21 protein-coding genes are annotated in these 19,838 nt (G+C 64.4%); all 21 read left to right on the forward strand.

Features of this window, described 5'->3' with window-relative positions:
* Position 1 precedes the first annotated feature (1 nt).
* The 21 genes from T8S45_RS11410 to T8S45_RS11510 all read left to right on the forward strand — a co-directional run bounded on the left by T8S45_RS11410 (position 2) and on the right by T8S45_RS11510 (position 19,785).
* On the forward strand, positions 2-859 hold the full coding sequence (locus T8S45_RS11410) for a hypothetical protein (RefSeq protein ID WP_322293825.1): 858 nt from the start codon (positions 2-4) through the stop codon (positions 857-859).
* Between the two features lie 67 nt (positions 860-926).
* Positions 927-2,057: an N-acetyl sugar amidotransferase gene (locus T8S45_RS11415; RefSeq protein WP_188642845.1), complete on the forward strand. Its 1,131-nt coding sequence runs from the start codon at positions 927-929 to the stop codon at positions 2,055-2,057.
* A complete protein-coding gene (locus T8S45_RS11420) occupies positions 2,054-2,803 on the forward strand; it encodes a GDSL-type esterase/lipase family protein (protein WP_322293826.1) in 750 nt (249 codons plus the stop codon). Before T8S45_RS11415 ends, T8S45_RS11420 begins: the two co-directional genes overlap by 4 nt.
* Positions 2,800-3,411 (forward strand): imidazole glycerol phosphate synthase subunit HisH, encoded by a 612-nt coding sequence (gene hisH, locus T8S45_RS11425; RefSeq protein ID WP_188642847.1) that lies wholly within the window; start codon positions 2,800-2,802, stop codon positions 3,409-3,411. The genes T8S45_RS11420 and hisH overlap by 4 nt, the downstream gene beginning before the upstream one ends.
* Positions 3,408-4,190, forward strand: coding sequence for a HisA/HisF-related TIM barrel protein (locus tag T8S45_RS11430; RefSeq protein ID WP_322293827.1), 783 nt, complete (start codon positions 3,408-3,410; stop codon positions 4,188-4,190). The genes hisH and T8S45_RS11430 overlap by 4 nt, the downstream gene beginning before the upstream one ends.
* Entirely contained in the window at positions 4,187-5,458 is a 1,272-nt protein-coding gene (locus tag T8S45_RS11435; RefSeq protein ID WP_322293828.1) for an N-acetyl sugar amidotransferase, read from the forward strand. Before T8S45_RS11430 ends, T8S45_RS11435 begins: the two co-directional genes overlap by 4 nt.
* Positions 5,455-6,447 (forward strand): zinc-dependent alcohol dehydrogenase, encoded by a 993-nt coding sequence (locus tag T8S45_RS11440; protein WP_322293829.1) that lies wholly within the window; start codon positions 5,455-5,457, stop codon positions 6,445-6,447. Before T8S45_RS11435 ends, T8S45_RS11440 begins: the two co-directional genes overlap by 4 nt.
* A 3-nt stretch (positions 6,448-6,450) precedes the next feature.
* The gene (locus T8S45_RS11445; protein ID WP_322293830.1) at positions 6,451-7,515 is read left to right on the forward strand and encodes a Gfo/Idh/MocA family protein; all 1,065 of its coding nucleotides are present in this window, start codon (positions 6,451-6,453) and stop codon (positions 7,513-7,515) included.
* Complete coding sequence (locus T8S45_RS11450; RefSeq protein WP_322293831.1) at positions 7,508-8,884, forward strand: capsular polysaccharide export protein, LipB/KpsS family; 1,377 nt, start codon at positions 7,508-7,510, stop codon at positions 8,882-8,884. The genes T8S45_RS11445 and T8S45_RS11450 overlap by 8 nt, the downstream gene beginning before the upstream one ends.
* Entirely contained in the window at positions 8,881-9,450 is a 570-nt protein-coding gene (locus T8S45_RS11455; protein WP_188642853.1) for an LbetaH domain-containing protein, read from the forward strand. The genes T8S45_RS11450 and T8S45_RS11455 overlap by 4 nt, the downstream gene beginning before the upstream one ends.
* Positions 9,447-10,568, forward strand: a complete 1,122-nt coding sequence (locus T8S45_RS11460) for a Pnap_2097 family protein (RefSeq protein ID WP_322293832.1) — start codon at positions 9,447-9,449, stop codon at positions 10,566-10,568. The genes T8S45_RS11455 and T8S45_RS11460 overlap by 4 nt, the downstream gene beginning before the upstream one ends.
* 43 nt (positions 10,569-10,611) lie before the next feature.
* Positions 10,612-11,478: a hypothetical protein gene (locus tag T8S45_RS11465; RefSeq protein ID WP_322293833.1), complete on the forward strand. Its 867-nt coding sequence runs from the start codon at positions 10,612-10,614 to the stop codon at positions 11,476-11,478.
* 31 nt (positions 11,479-11,509) lie between these two features.
* Complete coding sequence (locus tag T8S45_RS11470; protein ID WP_322293834.1) at positions 11,510-12,751, forward strand: lipopolysaccharide biosynthesis protein; 1,242 nt, start codon at positions 11,510-11,512, stop codon at positions 12,749-12,751.
* 67 nt (positions 12,752-12,818) lie between these two features.
* Entirely contained in the window at positions 12,819-13,412 is a 594-nt protein-coding gene (locus tag T8S45_RS11475; RefSeq protein ID WP_322293835.1) for an acyltransferase, read from the forward strand.
* A 1-nt stretch (position 13,413) separates the two neighbouring features.
* Positions 13,414-14,688 (forward strand): O-antigen ligase family protein, encoded by a 1,275-nt coding sequence (locus tag T8S45_RS11480; protein ID WP_188642858.1) that lies wholly within the window; start codon positions 13,414-13,416, stop codon positions 14,686-14,688.
* Positions 14,689-14,695: 7 nt separating this feature from the next.
* Positions 14,696-15,655, forward strand: coding sequence for a WaaS/CpsH family glycosyltransferase (locus tag T8S45_RS11485; protein WP_322293836.1), 960 nt, complete (start codon positions 14,696-14,698; stop codon positions 15,653-15,655).
* A gap of 2 nt (positions 15,656-15,657) precedes the next feature.
* The gene (locus T8S45_RS11490) at positions 15,658-16,101 is read left to right on the forward strand and encodes an acyltransferase (RefSeq protein ID WP_188642860.1); all 444 of its coding nucleotides are present in this window, start codon (positions 15,658-15,660) and stop codon (positions 16,099-16,101) included.
* Between the two features lie 158 nt (positions 16,102-16,259).
* A complete protein-coding gene (locus T8S45_RS11495; RefSeq protein ID WP_188642861.1) occupies positions 16,260-17,237 on the forward strand; it encodes an NAD-dependent epimerase/dehydratase family protein in 978 nt (325 codons plus the stop codon).
* Positions 17,238-17,275: 38 nt separating this feature from the next.
* A complete protein-coding gene (locus tag T8S45_RS11500) occupies positions 17,276-18,007 on the forward strand; it encodes an FkbM family methyltransferase (protein ID WP_188642862.1) in 732 nt (243 codons plus the stop codon).
* Entirely contained in the window at positions 18,000-18,806 is an 807-nt protein-coding gene (locus T8S45_RS11505; RefSeq protein ID WP_188642863.1) for a WecB/TagA/CpsF family glycosyltransferase, read from the forward strand. Before T8S45_RS11500 ends, T8S45_RS11505 begins: the two co-directional genes overlap by 8 nt.
* A gap of 7 nt (positions 18,807-18,813) precedes the next feature.
* A complete protein-coding gene (locus T8S45_RS11510; RefSeq protein ID WP_322293837.1) occupies positions 18,814-19,785 on the forward strand; it encodes a GDP-L-fucose synthase family protein in 972 nt (323 codons plus the stop codon).
* Positions 19,786-19,838: the final 53 nt, after the last annotated feature.

Consider the following 19,838-nt stretch of genomic DNA (forward strand, 5'->3'; position numbering starts at 1 on the left):
TATGGGCCCGATCGACGCCCTGCCCCGACCGCTCGCTGTGGCGATCCACGATGCCGGCGCGGCGAATATGATCGCGGCGTGGGCCGAAGCCGCGGCGAGCCCCCCGGAACGCGTGCACGCCGAAGGGCCGGCCCGGGCGATCTGGAGCGAGCGCTTCGGCACCGAAGCATTTGTCCAGGGAGACGCGCTGCTCGATGGCGCTGCCACGCTGCTCTCGGGCACCGGCTGGGCCAGCGACATCGAGCATGAGGCGCGGCGGAACGCGGCCGAGCGAGGGATCCGGTCGGTCGCGGTGATCGATCACTGGGTGAATTATCGCCCCCGCTTCGAACGGGGTGGGGCAACGCGGCTGCCCGACCAGATCTGGGTCGGCGACGCCTATGCCCGCGCGATCGCCGAGGAGGTCTTCTCCGACATCCCGGTCACGCAGCACGACAATCTCTACCTCGCGCAGCAAGCAGCTGCGGCCGGGCCGGTGCCCGACGATGGCGACGTGCTGTTCGTCGCCGAGCCCGCACGCAGCGACTGGGTTCGCGACCGTCCGGGCGAATTCCAGGCCCTCGACCATTTCATGGCCAATCGCGCCGCCGCCGGGATCGGCGAACATGTGCCGCTGCGCCTGCGCCCGCACCCTTCCGATCCGGCGGGCAAGTACGACGATTGGCTGGCGCAACACGCGAATGCCACACTCGATCGATCGTCCGACATGGCCGCCGCGCTGGCGGGCGCGCGCTGGGTCGCCGGGCTCCATTCGGTCGCGCTCGTCATCGCGCTCGAGGCCGGACGAGACGCGATCTCCAGCCTGCCGCCTTGGGCCCCACCCTGCGTCCTTCCGCACGAAGGCATTCGCAGGCTCTGACCGAAGCGAACAATAAATCGCCTTTACCCTAGAATTTTGACCCTGCTTTCGCCAAAGGGCAGACCCCATGAAGTACTGCCCGAACTGCCTGCAACCCGATACGCGGCCCAACACCGTGTTCACGCCGGAGGGGATCTGCCCTGCCTGCGATTACTGGGCGCGGCTGGCGAATGTCGACTGGCAGGAACGGTACGAAATCCTGAAGGACCTGTTGGCGCAATATCCACGCCGCCCGGGCCAGCACTGGGACTGCATCATCGGCGTGTCCGGGGGCAAGGATTCGACCCGCCAGGCACTGTGGGTGCGCGACAAGCTGGGTCTCAATCCGTTGCTGGTCTGCCTGTCCTATCCGCCCGAACAAGTGACCGAGCGCGGCACGCGCAATGTCTCCGCGCTGATCGAGCTGGGCTTCGACCTCGTGCTGTCTTCGCCCGCGCCGGGTGTGTGGCAGAAGCTGATGCGCGCCGCGTTCGACAAGTTCACCAACTGGGCGCGCGCAACCGAGCTCGCGCTGTTCAGCTCGGTCCCGCAGCTTGCCATCCGCTACAACATCCCGCTGATCCTATGGGGCGAGAACCCGGGTCTCCAGCTGGGCGACCTCAAGACGCTCGGCAAGACCGGCTACGACGGCAACAATCTGCGCTACATGAACACGCTGTCGGGCGCGGCTATGGACTGGATGCTGGAGACCGGAATCGATCTCAAGCAGCTGATTCCCTACCAGTATCCGACTCCCGAGGAATTCGACGAGCACGCGCTGCAGGTCGTCTATCTCGGCTGGTTCCTGGGCGATTGGTCGCTGACCAACAACGGCATGTATTCGACCGCAAACGGGCTCGAGATCCGGACCGATCCGGTCGAAAACACCGGCGATTTGCGCGGCGTCACCTCGCTCGACGAAGACTGGGTGACGTTCAACCAGATGATCAAGTACTACAAGTTCGGCTTCGGGCGGGTGACCGATTACTGCAACGAGGAAATCCGCCACGGCAACATGACCCGCGAACGCGGGATCGAACTGGTCGAGAAATACGACGATGCCGGGTCGGACGAGTATATTTCCAGCTTCTGCGACTATATCGGGATCGGCAAGGACCAGTTCTGGGACCAGGTCCATGCGAGCGTGAACCGGGACCTGTTCACGATCCACGACGACGGGCGCATCACCCGCAAGTTCGAAGTCGGGGTGGGGCTGTGAGCCGCACCTTTCGCGCCTCGCCGCTCGTTTTCGTGGCGCTGTTCGCGGCGTTCGCCGTCGGGGTGCTGGCGCGCCCAGCGATCGCATCGGCCTGGTATGGACTGCGCAGCGCGGACGCCCCCGAAGCGCGTCCCAATGCGGAATTCGCCGATGCGGACATGCTCGAGCTCGCGCGCGTGCAGCAACAATGGGGTGCCACCGGGGACATCGTGATGCTGGGAGATTCGATCACGGCGATGGGCCAGTGGTCGGAGATGTTTCCCGCGGCCGACATCCTCAATCGCGGACTGGGTGGCGATACGGTGGCGGATATCGCCGCGCGCGCTCCGATCGTGCTCGAAACCAAGGCCAAGTCCATTTTCCTGATGGTCGGCGTGAACGACCTGTTTGCCGACGCCACCGACGAAGAGATCTACCGCGATCTCGATCGGGCGCTCGAAATCCTCGGCCGCGACGGTGCGACGCTTTACCTCCAGTCGCCGCTGGTCTGCGGCAAGGGCGAGGTCTGCACCCCCGAACGGCGCGCCCGGATGCGCGGCTGGCTGCCCGAATTCGAACGGATCGCGCGGGCACACGAAGCGACCTATATCGATCTGAACGCCCGCATGGCCGGCCCGGACGGCTTGCGCGAGACGCTGAGCTGGGACGGGATCCACCCGAACGGCGAAGGCCTGAAAGTGTGGCGAGACATCCTGCGCCCTTATATCGAAAGCGCCACAAAGGGCGCCGGAGGCATCGCAGCATGAGCCGTCGCAAGACCGTGGGCATCGTCGATTACGGCGTGGGCAACCAGGCGAGCGTGTGGCGCGCGCTGCACAAGCTCGACTATCGCTGCCGCGTATCGGACGATCCCAAGAAGCTCGACGAGACAGATATCCTGTTCCTGCCCGGCGTCGGCGCCTTCCCGACCGCGATGGAAAAGCTGCACGAGCACGACCTGGTCGAATACCTCCAGGGTGAGGCGCACAAGGGCAAGCCATTCGTCGGCCTGTGCCTCGGCATGCAGCTGCTCGCGGAGCAATCGCACGAACACGGGCTGACAGCAGGGCTCGGGCTGATCCCGGGCGAGGTCGTGCCGTTCCCGGGCGGCGGCTGGCATATCGGCTGGAACGCGATCGAGCAGCTCGGCGACGACCCGCTGTTCGCCGAATGCGACGGGATGGCGATGTATTTCAACCACAGCTTCATCTTCGACGCGCCGGACGAATACCGCGTCTATGCAGCGCGGACCGAGGGCAGCTTCCCGGTCGGTGTGCGGCGCGGCAACCTCGTCGGCATGCAGTTCCACCCGGAAAAGAGCCAGGCGGCCGGTCGCGCGCTGCTGAGTGCCTTGGTCGAGGGGCTCTGCAAATGATCAAGAAACGTCTGATCGGCGTGGTGACGGTGAAGGATGGCTGGGCCGTCCAGTCGTTCGGCTATAGGCGCTACCTTCCCTTGGGCCGCCCCGAAGTGCTGGTCCAGAACCTCGACCGTTGGGGCGCCGACGAGATCATGCTGCAATGCATCGATCGCTCGCGTCCGGACCGGGGCGACGTCGGTCCCGATTTCGCGCTGCTCGACCGCGTCGCCAAGCTCGGGATCGCCACCCCGCTGATCTACGCCGGCGGCGTGCGCACCGCCGACGATGCGCGGGTCGCGGTGAACATGGGCGCCGACCGGATCGCATTGGACGCGATGCTGCGCGACGACGAGCAAGAGGTCGCCAAGGTCGGCTACCAGCTCGGCGCGCAGGCGGTGATCGCCGCACTGCCGATGACCGCCACCGATGACGGCGCGAAGTGGCGCGATTATCGCACCGGCAAGGACGAGCCCCTGTCGGACGCGGTGCGTTCGATGCTCGACGACGGCGTCGTGTCCGAAGCGCTGATCATCGACCATGCCAACGAGGGTAATCCGGGCGCCTTCGATCCGCGCGTGCTCGATGCCGGGCTCGCCGACCATGTCCCGCTGATTGCGTTCGGCGGCATTTCCGAAGCCGCTTGCGTGACCGACCTGCTCAAGCGCGAACAGGTCGACGCGGTCGCGATCGGCAATTTCCTGTCCTATCGCGAACACGCTGTGCAGGCCTACAAGGAAGCGCTGGTCGGCGTGCCGGTGCGCCCCGCCACCTATCACCGGACGATCTACGCATGACCGCGCCGCCCTCCACCAATCACGGCCCGCACCGCGAGCATCGCGCGTGCAAGCGCTGCCTCTACACCACCAGCCACGCGCTCGGCCTCGTCATCGACAATGAGGGCATCTGCTCGGGCTGCCGGATCCACGAGGAAAAGGACCGGCTCGATTTCGATGCGCGGTTCGAGCAGCTGAAAGAGATCGTCGCCCCCTATCGCAGCAAGACGGGCACGAATTACGATTGCATCGTGCCTGTCAGCGGCGCGGGCGACAGCCACTTCATCGTCCACACGGTGAAGGAGCGATTGGGGCTCAACCCGCTGCTGGTCACCTACAACAAGTATTTCAACACCCCGCTGGGCATCCGCAACCTCGCCAATCTGCGGATCAAGCTCGATTGCGACATCCTGGTCCAGAACGTGAACCCGGTCTCGGTCAAGAACATAACCCGCACTACGCTCAGGATGTTCGGCTCGATGTACTGGCCGTGCCTCGCCGGACAAACCGTGTTCCCGGTGCAGACCGCGGTGCGATACCAGGTCCCGCTGATCATCTGGGGCGCGCACCAGGGGCTCGAACAGGTCGGCATGTTCAGCCACGAGCACGAGGTCGAGATGACCCGCCGCTACCGCCGCGACCACGACCTGATGGGGCACGAGGCGGACGATATCCTCTCGATCTTCGACACTCTGCGCGAAGAGGACGTCTGGCAGTATCGCTATCCCGACGATGCCGATCTCGATGCGGTCGGCGTGCGCGGAATCTATCTCGGCAACTACGTGCGCTGGGACCCCAAGGCGCAGCACGAGCAGATGGTCGAGACCTACGGCTATCAGGGCGCCGATTTCGCGCGTACCTTCGACACCTACGACCATGTCGACTGCTACAATTACATGGACCTGCACGACCACCTGAAGATGGTGAAGCACGGTTATTCGAAGGTCACCGACCACGCCTGCCGCGAGATCCGCCACGGGCGCCTGACCCGCGATGACGCGCTGGCGCTGGTGCGGCATTACGAGGACCAGCCGGTCCGCTTCGACGCGATGTTCGAGGAATGGCTCGGGGTCGAGCCGAACGGGCTGCGCTTTATCCTCGACCAGCATCGCAATCCGGCAATCTGGCAAGAGACCAAGCCCAACCGCTTCGTGCGCCGCGACCCGCCGGCCGAAGCGGAAGGCGATATCGAAACGATCGAGGAGCAACTCGGCTTCCGCTCGCATGCGCCGCTCGATCGCGACGAGGGGCACGGCTACATCACCGTCGGCAAGGGCTTCCCGCTGTGAGCGGGGCGAACGCCAAGGTCGTCTGGCTCGACGGACCGGGCGAGCTCGCGCTGCGCGAGGAGAGGCTCGCCGCGCCAGGCCCAGGCGAAGTGCTGTGCGAAACGGTGGTCAGCGCGATCTCGCCGGGCACCGAGCTGGCCGCATGGCGCGGTCTGCCGCCGCTGCGTCCGGGCGTCGTCTATCCGCGGCTGCAGGGCTACTGCAATGTCGCGCGCGTGACCGCTTGCGGCAAAGGCGTCGAAAGCGTGGTCGAAGGCGACCGGGTGCTGAGCTTCGCCTCGCATCGCAGCCACCACCTGCTGGCCGAGGCCGACATCCTCTACCGCCTGCCCGAAAGCGCCGATGCGGACCGGGTGGTCGCGGCCTACCTCTTCCATCTCGGGTACAACGCGGTGCTGCGCAGCGATGTGCGCGCGGGCTCGAAGGTGTTCGTCATCGGTCTCGGCGCGCTCGGCCTCGCCTCGGTGGCGATGGCGCAACTCGCAGGGGCCGAGGTCTACGCATTGTCGGGACAGGCCGCCCCGGCCAAGCTCGCGCGCGGATATGGTGCGAAACAGGTTTTCGCGCGCGACGATGCAGCGCTCGACACGCTCGCCGCCGATGCCGTGATCACCACCACCAATGGCTGGGGCGACATGGAGATCGCGCTGCGCGCGGCGGGGCAGAACGGCACCGTGGCCTGCCTCGGCTTTCCCGGCCGCGGCGAACCGGCGCCCGAGAACAATCCGTTCGACAGCCAGTATTTCTACATGAAGCAACTGCGCATCGAAGCGGTCGGCTGGTCGCCCGAGCATGACGACAGCCGCGGCTTCAACCGCTTCAACGAGCGCGCCAACATCGCCTTTCTCGCGCGCCTGATCGAGGACCGGCGGCTCGACCCGGCGCCGATCCTGTCGGGTCGCTATCGCGGCGAGGACATCGCGCTGGCCTATGCCGATCTCGACGCGCGCAAGGACGACGCCGTCACCTACCTGCTGGACTGGAACTGAGCGATGGACGCGGCGGTGATCGGATGCGGGCGCATGGGCGCCTTCACCAGTGAAGGCGTGCGGAAATTCGCACCCGAATGCTGGTTCCCGCTCGCCCATGCCGAGGCGATCGAGGCCGCCGACGGGCTCGACCTCGTCGCTTTGTGCGATCCCAGCGAGGAAGGCCTCGCCCGCGCGGCGGAACGTTATGGCGTCGCGCGAACCTATACCGATCACGAGGCGATGCTGGCCGACGGCGCCCCGGCGCTCGTCGGCATCGCCACCCGCACCACCGGGCGCGCGGACATCATCTCCGATTGCTTCGAGGCAGGCGTGCGCGCCTTCCATATCGAAAAGCCGATCTGCAACTCGGTGGCCGAACTGCGTCGGCTCGAAGAGATTTTCGCCCGCGACGACGTGTTCGTGACGCTGGGCGCGGTGCGGCGGCATTTCGCGATCTATCACGAGGCGGTCACGCGGGCGTCCTCGGGCGATTACGGCCAATTGCTGGAGGCGCGGGTCGACATGGGTCCGGGGGCGCTCTTCTGGACCCATCCGCACTCGGTGGACCTGATCCTGCTCGCCGCCGCCGGTCGCAAAGTGCAGTCGGTGCAGGCCCGCTTGGGCGAGGTCGAGCGCGACGGCGACACCATCGTCAACGATCCCGCCATCCTTGCTGCCAGCGTGTGGTTCGAGGACGGTTTCGCCGGCCATATCAGCCGCGCGCACGGGATCGATTTCCACCTGTCCTGCGAGCGAGCGCGCTTTGCGGTGATGAATGACGGGCATTCGCTGGCCTTCGCCGCCGCCGACGACGCCAACCCCTATCCCGCAACCCAGCAGGTCGAGTTCGACGCCGGAAACGCTGCACAGGGTGCGCTCGCGCCGATGCTCCAGCTCACGGCCTGTCTCGAGGGTGACGCGGCGGCACGCGCCGCCAATACCGCGCTCAAGCGCGACATAGTCCGCGGGCAGGAAGTGCTCTTCGCCTTCGTCCAGTCGCACCTCGATGGTGGCGCGCCCGTGGCGCTCGCCGATATCGACCCCGCCATGACCATTCTCGGCCGGACCGGACAGTTCTATGCCTGACGCAGCATCGACCAAACCGCGCATCCTGATGTTCGCGCGCGGCTACCAGGCCGATTTCTTCCCCGAGCTGCGTGACGACGCCTACGAGGCTGTCTACGTGACGCTGACGCGCGAGGAAGCAGCGCAGGTGCGCGCGAAGGGGGCCGAGGTGGCAGCCTGTTTCGAAGCCGATTTCGATGCCATCACGCCTGCCGAGGTGCCCGAGCACTATCTCTACACCTCCTTCATGGCCGAGCGCTTTCTCGGGCGTTACGACCACGACAAGCGGATCGAGATCCTCGGCAAGGAGATCGCCTTCTGGCGCGGCCTGCTCGACCGCTTCGAGCCCGTCGCGGTGCTCAACGAGCTCGTCGCGATCGAGATTTCCGAGGTCCTGCTGATCGAAAGCCGTGCGCGGGACATCCCCTATCTCGCGGGCATGAACTGCGTGGTCGAGGATTTCTTCTACTGGCTGCCCGACCCGATGACGATCTCGGGCCGCACCTTCGACCTGCCCGAACCCGGTGCCGAGGCGAAGGCAGAAGCAGCCGCCTATTTCGAGGAATTGCGGCAGCAGGACTACAAGCCGTTCTACGTCAAGAACCTCGCCGGGCGGCGCGATCTCCGGCCGCTCGCGGCGGGCGTCCTCAAGACCATCCAGTGGTGGTGGCGCGACCGCCGCAGCCGCACGGGCGCGTTCCGCTACGAATCCTACCTCGAGGAATATTCGAAGCGGATCCAGACCTTCTTCGCGAGCTTCATGCGACCCTACGACCGGCTCGAGGAAATCGGTGAGGACAAGGAAATCGTCTTCTACCCGCTCCACCAGGAGCCCGAGGCAACGCTCAATTACATGAGCGAATTCATGGCCAACCAGGCGGCCTCGATCGAGAACATACTCAAGTGCCTCGGCCCGCACCAGGTGCTGGTGGTGAAGGAACACCCGGTCGACAAGGGCGCGCTGCTGCGGCCCAAGTTCCGCACCCTGCGCGACAATTATTCGGCTCTGCGCTATCTGCCCGCCGAAGTGCCGGGGCGCGCCGTGCTCAAGCGCTGCGAACGCGTCGTCACGATGACCAGCACGGTCGGATGGGAGGCCGCGAACCTCGGCAAGAGCGTGTGCGTGATGGGCGAGATCTTCTACGACGACCTGCCTGGCATCAAGCGCGTGGCGAGCTGGAAGGAACTGCGCGAGGCGATGCGCACGCCGGTGGCCAAACTGCCGCGCGTCGATCCGGCCACCGCCGAGCATTTCGTCGCGGCGATGACCGAAGCCTCCTACCGCGGCAACCCGTTCCCCTATCCCGAGCTCTACTCGGAGCGGAACATCGCCCGGGTGAAGCATGCCATCATGGACGGGGCGGGACTAGCGAAAGGACCGAGCACATGAGCATGTTCCGTCGCCTGCGCACCCTCCTCGGGGATCTCTGGTATATCGAGCGCAACGTCCGGTTCCGGATCAATTTGTCTCGCTTCTTCGCCTATCGCGTGCCGCTGGTCGGCTGGGGCGTATCGGCGCTGATCGATCGATCGCTCTACTCGTCCTATGCGATCGACGTGGATTCGAGCTCCGTAGACGTGTTCGCGCTCTCGATCGCGCACCCCACGGGCGTGCTGATCGGCGGCAACGGGGTGTATTCGCCAGGCCGCGTGGTCATCATGGCCGGGGTCAAGCTGGTGACTGGCCGCCCTGGCGATCCCGAATATCTGCGCAAGCATGCCGAACGCAGAGTGTTTGAATTCGGTGACAATGTCGTGCTGTCTTCCGGCGCAACATTGATCGGCCCCCTGACGATCTGCGACAACGTGGTGGTCGGGCCGGATTCGCTGGTCAACAAGTCGATCACCGAACCGGGCGTCTACCTCGGCAATCCGGCGCGACGGGTCTCGAATGACGTGTCCGAGGACTGGGTGGCGCACCTGCCTGCCCCACCGAAAAAGGGAGGCCATTCTTGAGCCGTTTTCGCAAATTGATCGAGCAGGCCCAGCCGGATCTCGTCGGCCAGGACCTGTCACGCCCGTTCGAGGAACTGGGTGTCGACAGCTTCGACCTGATGAACCTGCGCGTCGGGCTCGAACGGGAACTCGGCGAAGAGATCTCGGATACGCAATGGACTGAATTCAGGTCGCTCGCGCAGATCGTTTCCTATTGCGAAAGCCGCGATGGAGGCGGCCCCACCCTAGACGGCATCAACCAGGACACCGAAGACGGCTATGTCCGTCGGTTCGAGTTGAACATGCCGCAAATGGCGATCGAAAGCCTGTCGGAAAGCTGGCTGTTCAAGGAAATCGGGGCATCGCACTGGGAACTGCTGTGCGCCGGCCTCGGCCAGCGATCCGCGGCGCTGGCCGACGAGATGGGCAATCGCCTCTACGCGACCTTCGCCCGGGTGCGCCATGACGCCACGCAGCCGCTATCGAGCTTCGAGGAAGCCGAGGATGTCCGCCTGTCGGGCGAAATCTCCCGGTTTGGCGGTGGGATGTATATCAGCCGTTTCGAACTCGAATCGCTCGCCGCGCAGAACAAGCGCATCGTCTCGCAGATGATCACCAGCTTCTCGCGTCGCGGCGGCGAAGGGAACACCAACCTCGTCAAGAGCCAGCCGCAGGTCGCCGAGAATTCGATCACCGATCTCGCCCAACCGCCCCAGTTCGTCGAGGAATATCGCCGGATCAAGAAAGGCACGCAGGATACGCTCGGATTGGGGGGCATGACGCTCCAGCTGACCGATGCGATCGAGACCGAGTTCGAATACGAGCTCAACCCTTATCACGACCTCAACGGCGTCGGCCTGCTCTATTTCGCGGCCTATCCGATCATCGCCGATACTTGCGAAGCACAGCATTTCAATGCCCACGCCGCCAGCGGCGACACCCGCTGGGAGCTGCGCTGGAGCACACTGGCGCGCGACATCATGTACTACGCCAATTGCGACATCACCGACACGATCGTCTACCGGCTCCATTCGCATCGGATCGAGGGCGGCAGGCTGGCGACCACGGCCTCGCTCTCGCGCAAATCCGACGGAGCGCTGATGGCGAAGGTCTTTGTCGTCAAGGCCGAAAGGTTGTAAGCGCTCACGCGGACCCGATATCGGGCCACGGAAAGAGTGGATTATGGCGACCGCGATCCTGAAAGATACCTACGGTTTCCTGCGTTGGCGGCTGGTGCCTGTGCGCATGCTCGGCAAGTTGAAGAAGACCCTTGCGCGCCCCGCCAGGCCGCCGCGGGCCGAGACTCGCTTCGATCGAGATAAGCTCGCGCGGATCGAGAACGATGGGATCGCGCCCGCGACGCCGATCGCGCCGCCCCTGCTGGACGAAATACGCGAGAAATATATGCCCCGCGCCGCACAGGTCGTGCCGCGCACCGCAGGCCACCCGTTCGAAAACGTCATGCGCGCTGAAGATTTTACCGCCGACGATCCTGTTTTCCGCCTGGCCTTCTCCGAGGAGGTCCTTGGGGCAGCCGACGCCTATTTCGACGGGCACTTCCTGTTCGACAGCATCCAGGTGCTGCATTCCTTCCCCACCGAGGGCAAGTTGCGCGCGAGCCAGATGTGGCACAAGGATTACGGCGACAACAAGTCGCTCCACCTCGTGATGTACGTCAACGACGTGGAGGACGACGCGGACGGGCCCTTCGTATATATCGATCGCCAGCGCAGCAAGTCCGTGGCCAGGCGCCCGATCATCCGCCGGTTGTCGGACGACGACATTGCCGGCGAGATCGGTGGCAGCGACTTCCAGCGCTTCTTCGGCAAGGCCGGCGAAGGCGTCTTGGTCGATCCTTCGGCCTGCTACCATTACGGCAGTCGCTGCAGGAACGGGCGCACCGCGGTGTTCGTGACATTCAACACCGCGACGCCCTACGAACCGATGCAGGAACCGCTCAAATCGGCGCGACGGCAGGCGGCGGAAGAGGCTCGCAAGGTCCGGCCCGACCTCCCCTGCGAATATATCGACGCAATCCTCGAAGCCTAACGGCACCGCCGGTCGACCGCCCTACCCGGACATGATGAACACCCGCACCGCCTTCGTAGCCATCGGTCTGGCGGTGAACCTGTTCGTGCTGCTGCGCGGCGTGGTGTTCATGACCGCGCTCGACTACGAGGCGCTCGGCCTGATCGCGCTGGTGCAATCGGTGATCCTGTTCACCGGCATGCTCCATTTCGGCCTGCTCAATGGCGGCTATCGCCTGTTGTGCCATGCCGGCCCCGCCTATCGCCAGCGGATCGTCAATCTCGCTTGGGCGCTGTTCGCGGCGATCGCGCTGGCCATCGCGCTGGCCGCTCTGGTCGCGCTCACGCAGGTCGATACGGCGCTGTTCCGCGCCGCCGCGCTGCTGACGGCAATCGGCGGCATCTGCACGCTGCTGCGCGCGTGGATGATCAACGAGATGGTGGCCGCGGGCCGGCTCAAGGCGATCAACATCGTCAACGCGATTTCGATCGCCGCTTCGCTATCCGTGCTGCCATTCCTCGGCATCGATCCGCCGCTGATGGCGATCATCTCGATTGTGATCCAGCCGGTCCTCTTCGTCGGCGCCGCGCTGGCGGCGCGCGCGGTGCTGTGGCCGACCAAGCTCAAATACAACCGACGGCTGGCCCGCCTCGTCTTCCGGGCCGGCTTCATCCTTTTCCTGACCGGGCTATCGGTACAACTGATCAACCAGATGGAGCGCTGGTATGTCGGCGGCGAGCTCGGCCTCGAGCAGCTTGGCCGGCTCTATCTCGCCTTCCTGTTCCTGACCCTGTTCCAGATGACCCCCAACCTGCTCGAGCAGGTCTTCCTCCCGGGGATAGTGCGCGCCCGCAAGGCCGGAAACATCCCCGAAGTCCGCCGCGAGATGCGCAATCTGCTGCTGTTCAATCTCGGCTACGGGTTCGCCACTATCATCGGCCTCGCGCTGCTGGCCGAGCCGATCCTCGCGTGGTTCCTGCCCAGCTACATCCCCGACCTGCGCTGGGTCTACTTGTTGGCCCCGGGGTTGATCGTGTTCGCGCTTTCAGGGCCGTTCGCGATCGTGTTCAACGTGGTGATCGACTACACTTGGTACGTCGTGGCCTATGGCCTCGGGACACTCGCCACGGCGCTCGGCTTCGGGATCGCGCTCGCAACCGGTTACACGCTGGGGCTCGACCATGTCATCCTGCTGCGCGACGGGGTCTACCTCCTGATGGCGCTGGTGATCGGTTACGGGTGGTGGAATCTGTCGGCGCGGCATCGCGAATTCCGCCCGCTGGTAAGGAGTTAGGCGCAGGCTCCTTGCCGCCCTCGCGGCCACGGTGTAGGCGCGGTGCGCATCCAGACACGGGCCGGCCATGCTCCACTTCCGCATTCGCGATTACCTTTCGATCCTGTTCTATCGCCTGCTCGCGCCGTTCTTCGGGCAGATGGGCAAGCGCGTGCGGATCGTGCGGCCGCTACGGATCTACGGCGCGCGTTATTGCGAATTCGCCGACGATTCGGTGCTCCAGTACGGTGCCTATCTCGCCGTGCTGAAAGAGTTCGACCACGCCCCGCTGCTCAAGGTCGGGGCGCGGACGATGATCGGCAACCATGCGCATATCGTGGTCACCAGGCGGGTCGAATTCGGGGCTGGCGTGCTGACCGCCGACCGCCTGTTCGTGTCCGACAATCGCCACACATTCGAAGATCCCTCGATCCCGATCCGCGACCAAGGCCTGACCCAACTGGCCGAAGTCCGGATCGGCGACGGAACCTGGATCGGCGAGAATGTCTGCATTTCGGGGGCCTCGATCGGAAGTCATTGCGTAATCGCGGCCAACAGCGTCGTCACCAGCGACATTCCCGACCGCTGCATTGCGGCCGGCGCGCCGGCGCGGATCGTCAAACGCTATTGCGAGCGCCGCGAGGGCTGGTATCGCACCGGTCCGGACGGGGAGTTTGCCTGAAATGGACACGAGGATCGACACGGCAAGAAGGGGCCTGCTGCGCAATGCGCTGGTGCGCCAGCGGCTGCGTCAGATCGCGCTGTTCGCCGGGATTCTCATCTCCGGCGGGCTCCTTTCGATCCCGCGGCTGCCGCTGCTCGCCATCGTGGTGCTTATCTGTTTCGCGCTGCGCAACCCGTTGCAGATCCTCAAGGTCGAATGGGTCGGCATCTGGATGCTTCTCGCCGCGACCGTGGCGGTCGCGCTGATCGGCGGCGAATCCTTCCAGCTGGTCGCTCTCGCGACGCGACTGGCGAACTTCCTCGCCGGCGCGGCGCTGCTCCTGCTTTATGTCGATCGCAAGCCCGGCACCCTCTCGGCGGACCTTTATCCGCTGCTCAAGCTGATGGCCTACCAGGCCGTCCTGACCCCGATCGTCTACCTCGCCATCCCGCAGTTCTTCGTCTCGTTCCGGGTCCAGGACGCGATTTACGAGACCTTTCTTTACGTCTTCACCTTCCATGAATTCGTCGCCAATGCGACCTTCTTCAAACGACCCGACGGCTTCTTCTTCGAGCCCGGCGTGTTCCAGATCTACCTCAATATCTTCCTGTTCATCTGCCTGTTCCTGCGGCGTTTCTCGGCCTTCGATATCGGGCTCGCAACGCTGGCCGTCATCGCGACCCAGTCGACCACCGGCGCGGTGATCCTGATCCTCCAGTATGGGGTGGTCTATCTGCGCTGGCTGAAGGAAAGCCGCGGTGCCCAGCAGTTCGGCCTGTTCCTGATCGGCCCGGTCCTGCTGCTGCCGCTGGCCGCCTACACGACCTACAATGTCGGGGAAAAGTTCTACGGCGAGTTCAGCGGCTCGGCCGAGGCACGCGAATTCGACCTGCGGACCGGCTTGAGCGTGGTGATGGAAAAACCGCTGACCGGGATCGGGTTCGATTACGATAGGTATTTCGACGTCGCCAATCGGGTCGGGTATCGCGAAGCCGAGCTTTCGGTCGACAACATTACCGATCGCGCCAATTCGAACGGCATCGTCACCCTGCTGTACAGCGTCGGCATCCCGATCAGTCTGATCTTCTTCTGGGGCGCCTACAGGCAAAGGCTGTTCCGACCTCGATGGCTGTTCGCCGCGCTGATCTTCCTGTCGCTCTCGGCCGAGGCACTGTTTCTCTCACCTTTCTTCCTCATGCTGGTCTTCAGCGGGCTGCTGCTCAACCCAAGGCGGAGCGCCTCCTTCGGCGAACGGCGTGACGCACCGCGTTCGCGCAAGATGCAGGCCGCCTGATCCCCGCATGGCTCGCATCCTGTTCATCGGCATCGATTTCCATTCCTATCCGCGCGAGATCCGTGCGGCGGGCGAGCGACTGGGCCATACGGTGGATTTCCACCCGCTCGAGGATCGCAGCTTCGCCGCCAAGACGGCGAAGAAACTCGCCGGCGGGATCTATCGCAAGCAGCTCGACGCCTATCACCGCCGCATCGTCGAGCAGAGCGCGGGCAAGGATTACGACGTCGTCCTGTTCATCCAGGTCCACCAGATGGCGCCCGAAACCGTCCAGCGCCTGCGCGAACTGCACCCCTCCGCGCGCTTCGTGCTCTACAATTGGGATTCGCTGACCACCCACGATTTCACCCCGTGGCTCCCTTTCTTCGATCACGCCGCGACCTTCGACCCGGAAGACGCCGAGGCGCTGGGGATCGCCTACCTGCCGCTGTTCGCGATCCCGACCTTCTTCGAGATCGACCGCGATCGGCCGAAGGATTTCGATCTCTATTTCGTCGGGGCGATCGGTACGCTGCATCGCTTCGACGCGCTCGCGCGGCTCCACGCCTTCGCCGAACAGCACGGTCTCGCCACCCATTTCCACCTGGTCTGCAGCCCGGTGATGCGCGCGACCTTGCTGCGCAAGCGCAAGCCGATTCCGGGGCTGACGGGCAAGGGGATCGGATTCGACAGTGTCATCGACCTGCTCGAGCGTTCGCGCGGGACCTTCGATTTCGCCAATCACCGGCAGTCGGGCTATACGATGCGGGTGATCGAAAACATGTGCGCCGAACGCAAGATCGTGACCGAGAACCGCCGGATCCTCGACGAACCCTTCTACCGCGAGGACCGGTTCCACGTGGTCGACGGGCACGATTTCTCGGGTGTCCCGGAATTCCTCGCGCGGCCGATCGAATCGATCCTCGACACCAGCCAGTTCTCGATCGACAACTGGTTGCGCCAACTGGTCGAACCGCAGGGAGCGTGAGCGTGAGCGAAGAAACCAAAGGCCTGCGGCAGAGCATCGCCAAGGCGGTCCAGCGACTGCGCTGGTACCGCTACAAGCTCGCCGGATACGACATCCACCCGACCTGCGAAATCGAACGCGGGCTCAATCTCGATCGCTATTTCCCGCAGGGCATCCATGTCGGCGCGCACACCATCCTGACCTCGCGCGTGACTATCCTCAGCCACAAGCTGGTCCCCAAGAAGAGCCTAGGCCGCTACGACGGCGAGAAGGTGCACACCCATATCGGCGAATGGTGCGTGATCGGGATCGGCGCGGTGATCATGGGGGGGGTGCGGATCGGCGACCAGTGCGTGATCGGTTCGGGCGCGGTGATCACGAAGGACGTTCCATCGAACACGATCATGGCCGGCAATCCCGCGCGGGTCGTGCGCGAGGGGATCGAAATGGAAGACCTGAAGCTTTAGCCCGATACCGCCTCGCAGGTTGATTATCGGATCGACATTGCTAAGCGGCTTGCGAGAGTTTTTTTAACCGTATTTCCCGCAAGGCCCTGAACTTCACGAGCGATTGGATGACGCCGTCGCGTGGGGTCTATGCGAGCAAGAGAATGAGGACATTAGCCATGCAGAAGACCGCCCTTGTTTGCGGTGCCGGGGGATTCATCGGCGGCCATCTCGTCAAGCGCCTGAAGAGCGAAGGCTTCTGGGTGCGCGGGGTCGACCTCAAGTTCCACGAACACGCCGAAACCGAGGCCGACGATTTCGCCATCGGCGACCTGCGCGACCAGCGCTTCGTGCGCGAGGTGGTCGACCAACGTTTCGACGAGGTCTACCAGCTCGCCGCCGACATGGGCGGTGCCGGCTACATCTTCACCGGCGAAAACGACGCCGACATCATGCACAATTCGGCGACGATCAACCTCAACGTGCTCGACGCCTGCCACAAGCGGAACATCAAGCGGGTGTTCTATTCCTCGTCGGCCTGCATGTACCCCGAACACAACCAGCTCGATCCCGACAATCCGAACTGCGTCGAGGATTCGGCCTATCCCGCCAATCCCGACAGCGAATACGGCTGGGAAAAGCTGTTCTCCGAACGACTCTACCTCGCCTACAACCGCAATTACGGGATGGAATGCCGGGTCGCGCGCTATCACAACATCTTCGGCCCGCTCGGCACCTGGCAGGGCGGCAAGGAAAAGGCCCCGGCCGCGATGTGCCGCAAGGTCGCCGAAGCGCACGACGGCGGCTCGATCGAGGTCTGGGGCGACGGCAAGCAGACCCGTTCCTTCCTCTATATCGACGAATGCATCGAGGGCACGACCAAGCTCCTGCGCTCCGATTTCGCGGGTCCGGTCAATATCGGCTCGGACGAGATGATCACGATCAACGGCCTCGCCGAAATGGTGATCGACATCGCCGACAAGGACGTCTCGGTGCACAATATCCCGGGTCCGCTCGGCGTGCGCGGACGCAATTCGGACAACAACCTGATCAAGGAAAAGCTCGGCTGGGCGCCGTCTCAGACCCTGCGCGAGGGCATGGAAAAGACCTATGCCTGGATCGCGACCGAAGCGAAGAAGCGCGACAACCAGAAATAATCCCGCAATTCTCGAGAAGGCTGGGCTAGGATCGAGCGATGAGTGCGAAGAAGAAACTGCTCGGGCTGGCCAACAGCCTGATCGCGCCGACCGGTGTGCAATTGTATCGCAAGGGCGTCGACATGGAGTCGGTGCTGCGGCAGGTCGCGGGCTGGGACCACGGCATCAATTCGGTGATCGACCTCGGCGCGGCGAAAGGCGACTGGAGCCGGATGGCGCTGAAGCTCTTCCCGAACGCGCGGATCGTCGGCGTCGACCCGCTCGACGAGCGGCGGCCCTATCTCGATCGGCTCAAGGCCTCGAACCCGCGCTTCGATTACGTCCAGGCGGTCGCCGGCAAGGACGATGGCGGCACGGTCGAGCTGGCGGTCACCCCCGATCTCGACGGCAGCACGATCCACGGCAGCGAAGGCGAAATGCGTACCGTGCCGGTGCATTCGGTCGATGCCGTGGTGGAAATGAAAGGGCTCGAGGGCCCGTTCTTCATGAAGTTCGACACGCACGGTTTCGAGAAACCGATCCTCGAAAGCGCGGAAAAGACGCTCGCGCAGACCAAGTACATCGTGATGGAAGCCTACAATTTCCGCCACTCGCCCGACACGCTGCTGTTCCACGAGATGATCGCCTTCATGGAAGAGCGCGGGTTCCGCGTCAGCCACCTGGTCGACATCCTCAACCGTCCGACCGACGGGGCGCTGTGGCAGATCGACCTGTTCTTTGCGCGCCACGACGATCCGATCTTCAACAGCGATTCCTATCGCCATGGCTGATGTCGAGCCCGCGACCACATCGGGCGCGAAACCCGACCGCGCGAGCCCCGACCAGTGCGTCGAGGCGATGGGCTATGCGGTCTACAACGAAGACCTGGCGCTGATCCCGCTGCGCCGCCCGTGCTCGACGATCCAGACGATCAGCCCGATCAGCTACGGCAACGCCACCCGCGACGAGACCTATCGCGACGCGATGCAGCAGGCCGATTACCTATGCCTCGACGGGGTCTATTTCGGCCTCGCCAGCGTGGTGCTCGACGGCAAGACGATGAAGCCCAATCAGGGGCCGGACATCTTCTATCACTTCATGGAGCGGCTGCAGGCGAAGAAGGGCCGCGTGTTCTTCCTCGGCGCTTCGCCCGCGACGCTGAAGAAGATGGAAGAACGCACCCACCGTGACTATCCCGATATCGAAGTCGGCAGTTATTCGCCGCCCTTCAAGCCCGAATTCACCGACGAAGACAACGACGCGATGATCGCGGCGGTCAACGCGTTCAAGCCCGACGTCGTGTTCCTCGGCATGACCGCGCCCAAGCAGGAAAAATGGGGCTATCTCCACCGCGACCGGCTCGATGCGAGCATCGTCGCCGCAGTCGGCGGGGTGTTCGACTGGTATGCGGGCAACCGCAAGGAGATCCACTGGTTCTGGTGGAAGATCTACATGGCCTGGCTGATCCGCACGATCGACCGGCCCGAGCTGCTCAAGCGCTATCCGCAGATCGCCAAGTTCTTCTGGCACCTGATGCTGGCACGGGTCGGGATCAAAAAACACCCGGACCCGAACCCCAATCGGGGCTGAGCCGCGCATGGCGCTGGGTGAGCCTTACGACCTGACCGGCAAGCGAATTTTCGTCGCCGGGCATCGCGGGCTCGTCGGATCGGCCATCGTTCGGCGACTCGCGCGCGAAGACTGCGTAATCCTGACCGCCGGTCGCGAAACGCTCGACCTGACCGACCAGGCTGCGGTGCGCGACTGGTTCGCCGCCGAGCGACCCGATGCGGTGTTCCTCGCGGCGGCAAAGGTCGGCGGCATCGGCGCGCATGGACAGGCCCCGGTCGATTTCCTCCACGACAACCTCCTGATCGAGGCCAACGTGATGGAGGCGGCGCACCGCGCTGACGTGGAAAAGCTGCTCTTCCTCGGCTCGTCCTGCATCTACCCCAAGCATGCCGACCAGCCGATCTCCGAAGACGCGCTGCTGACCGCCCCGCTCGACCCGATCCACGAAGGCTATGCCATCGCCAAGATCGCGGGGCTCAAGCTGGCGCAGGCCTATCGCGCGCAGCACGGGCGCGATTTCATCTCCGCCATGCCGACCAATCTCTACGGCCCGGGCGACAATTTCTCGCTGCAATCGAGCCACGTCCTGCCCGCGCTGATCCGCAAGGCGCACGAGGCAAAGCTGGCCGGGGACGAGACGATGGAAATCTGGGGCACCGGCTCGGCGCTGCGCGAATTCCTCCATGTCGACGACCTCGCCGACGCCTGCGTGTTCCTGATGCGCGACTACTCGGACGATGGTCACATCAATGTCGGCTTCGGTGAAGACATCTCGATCCTTGAGCTGGTGAAGCTTGTGAACGAGGTGGTCGGCTTCGAGGGCGCAATCGTCCACGACCGCTCGAAGCCCGACGGCACGCCGAAGAAGCTGATGGACAGCAGCCGCCTGCACGCCCTTGGCTGGCGACCGTCATACGGGCTGCGCGAAGGTATCGCGCAGACCTATGCCTGGCTGGAAGAGGCGATCGGGGCGGGCGATATTCGCGCGCTCGAATGAGCCTGCGGCGAGGTGCAACGAACCGCGGGCGACTTGCCCTTCAACGGTTTGAC

The sequence above is a fragment of the Pseudoblastomonas marina genome (assembly GCF_034374265.1).
GTDB classification, from domain to species: Bacteria; Pseudomonadota; Alphaproteobacteria; order Sphingomonadales; family Sphingomonadaceae; genus Alteriqipengyuania_A; species Alteriqipengyuania_A marina.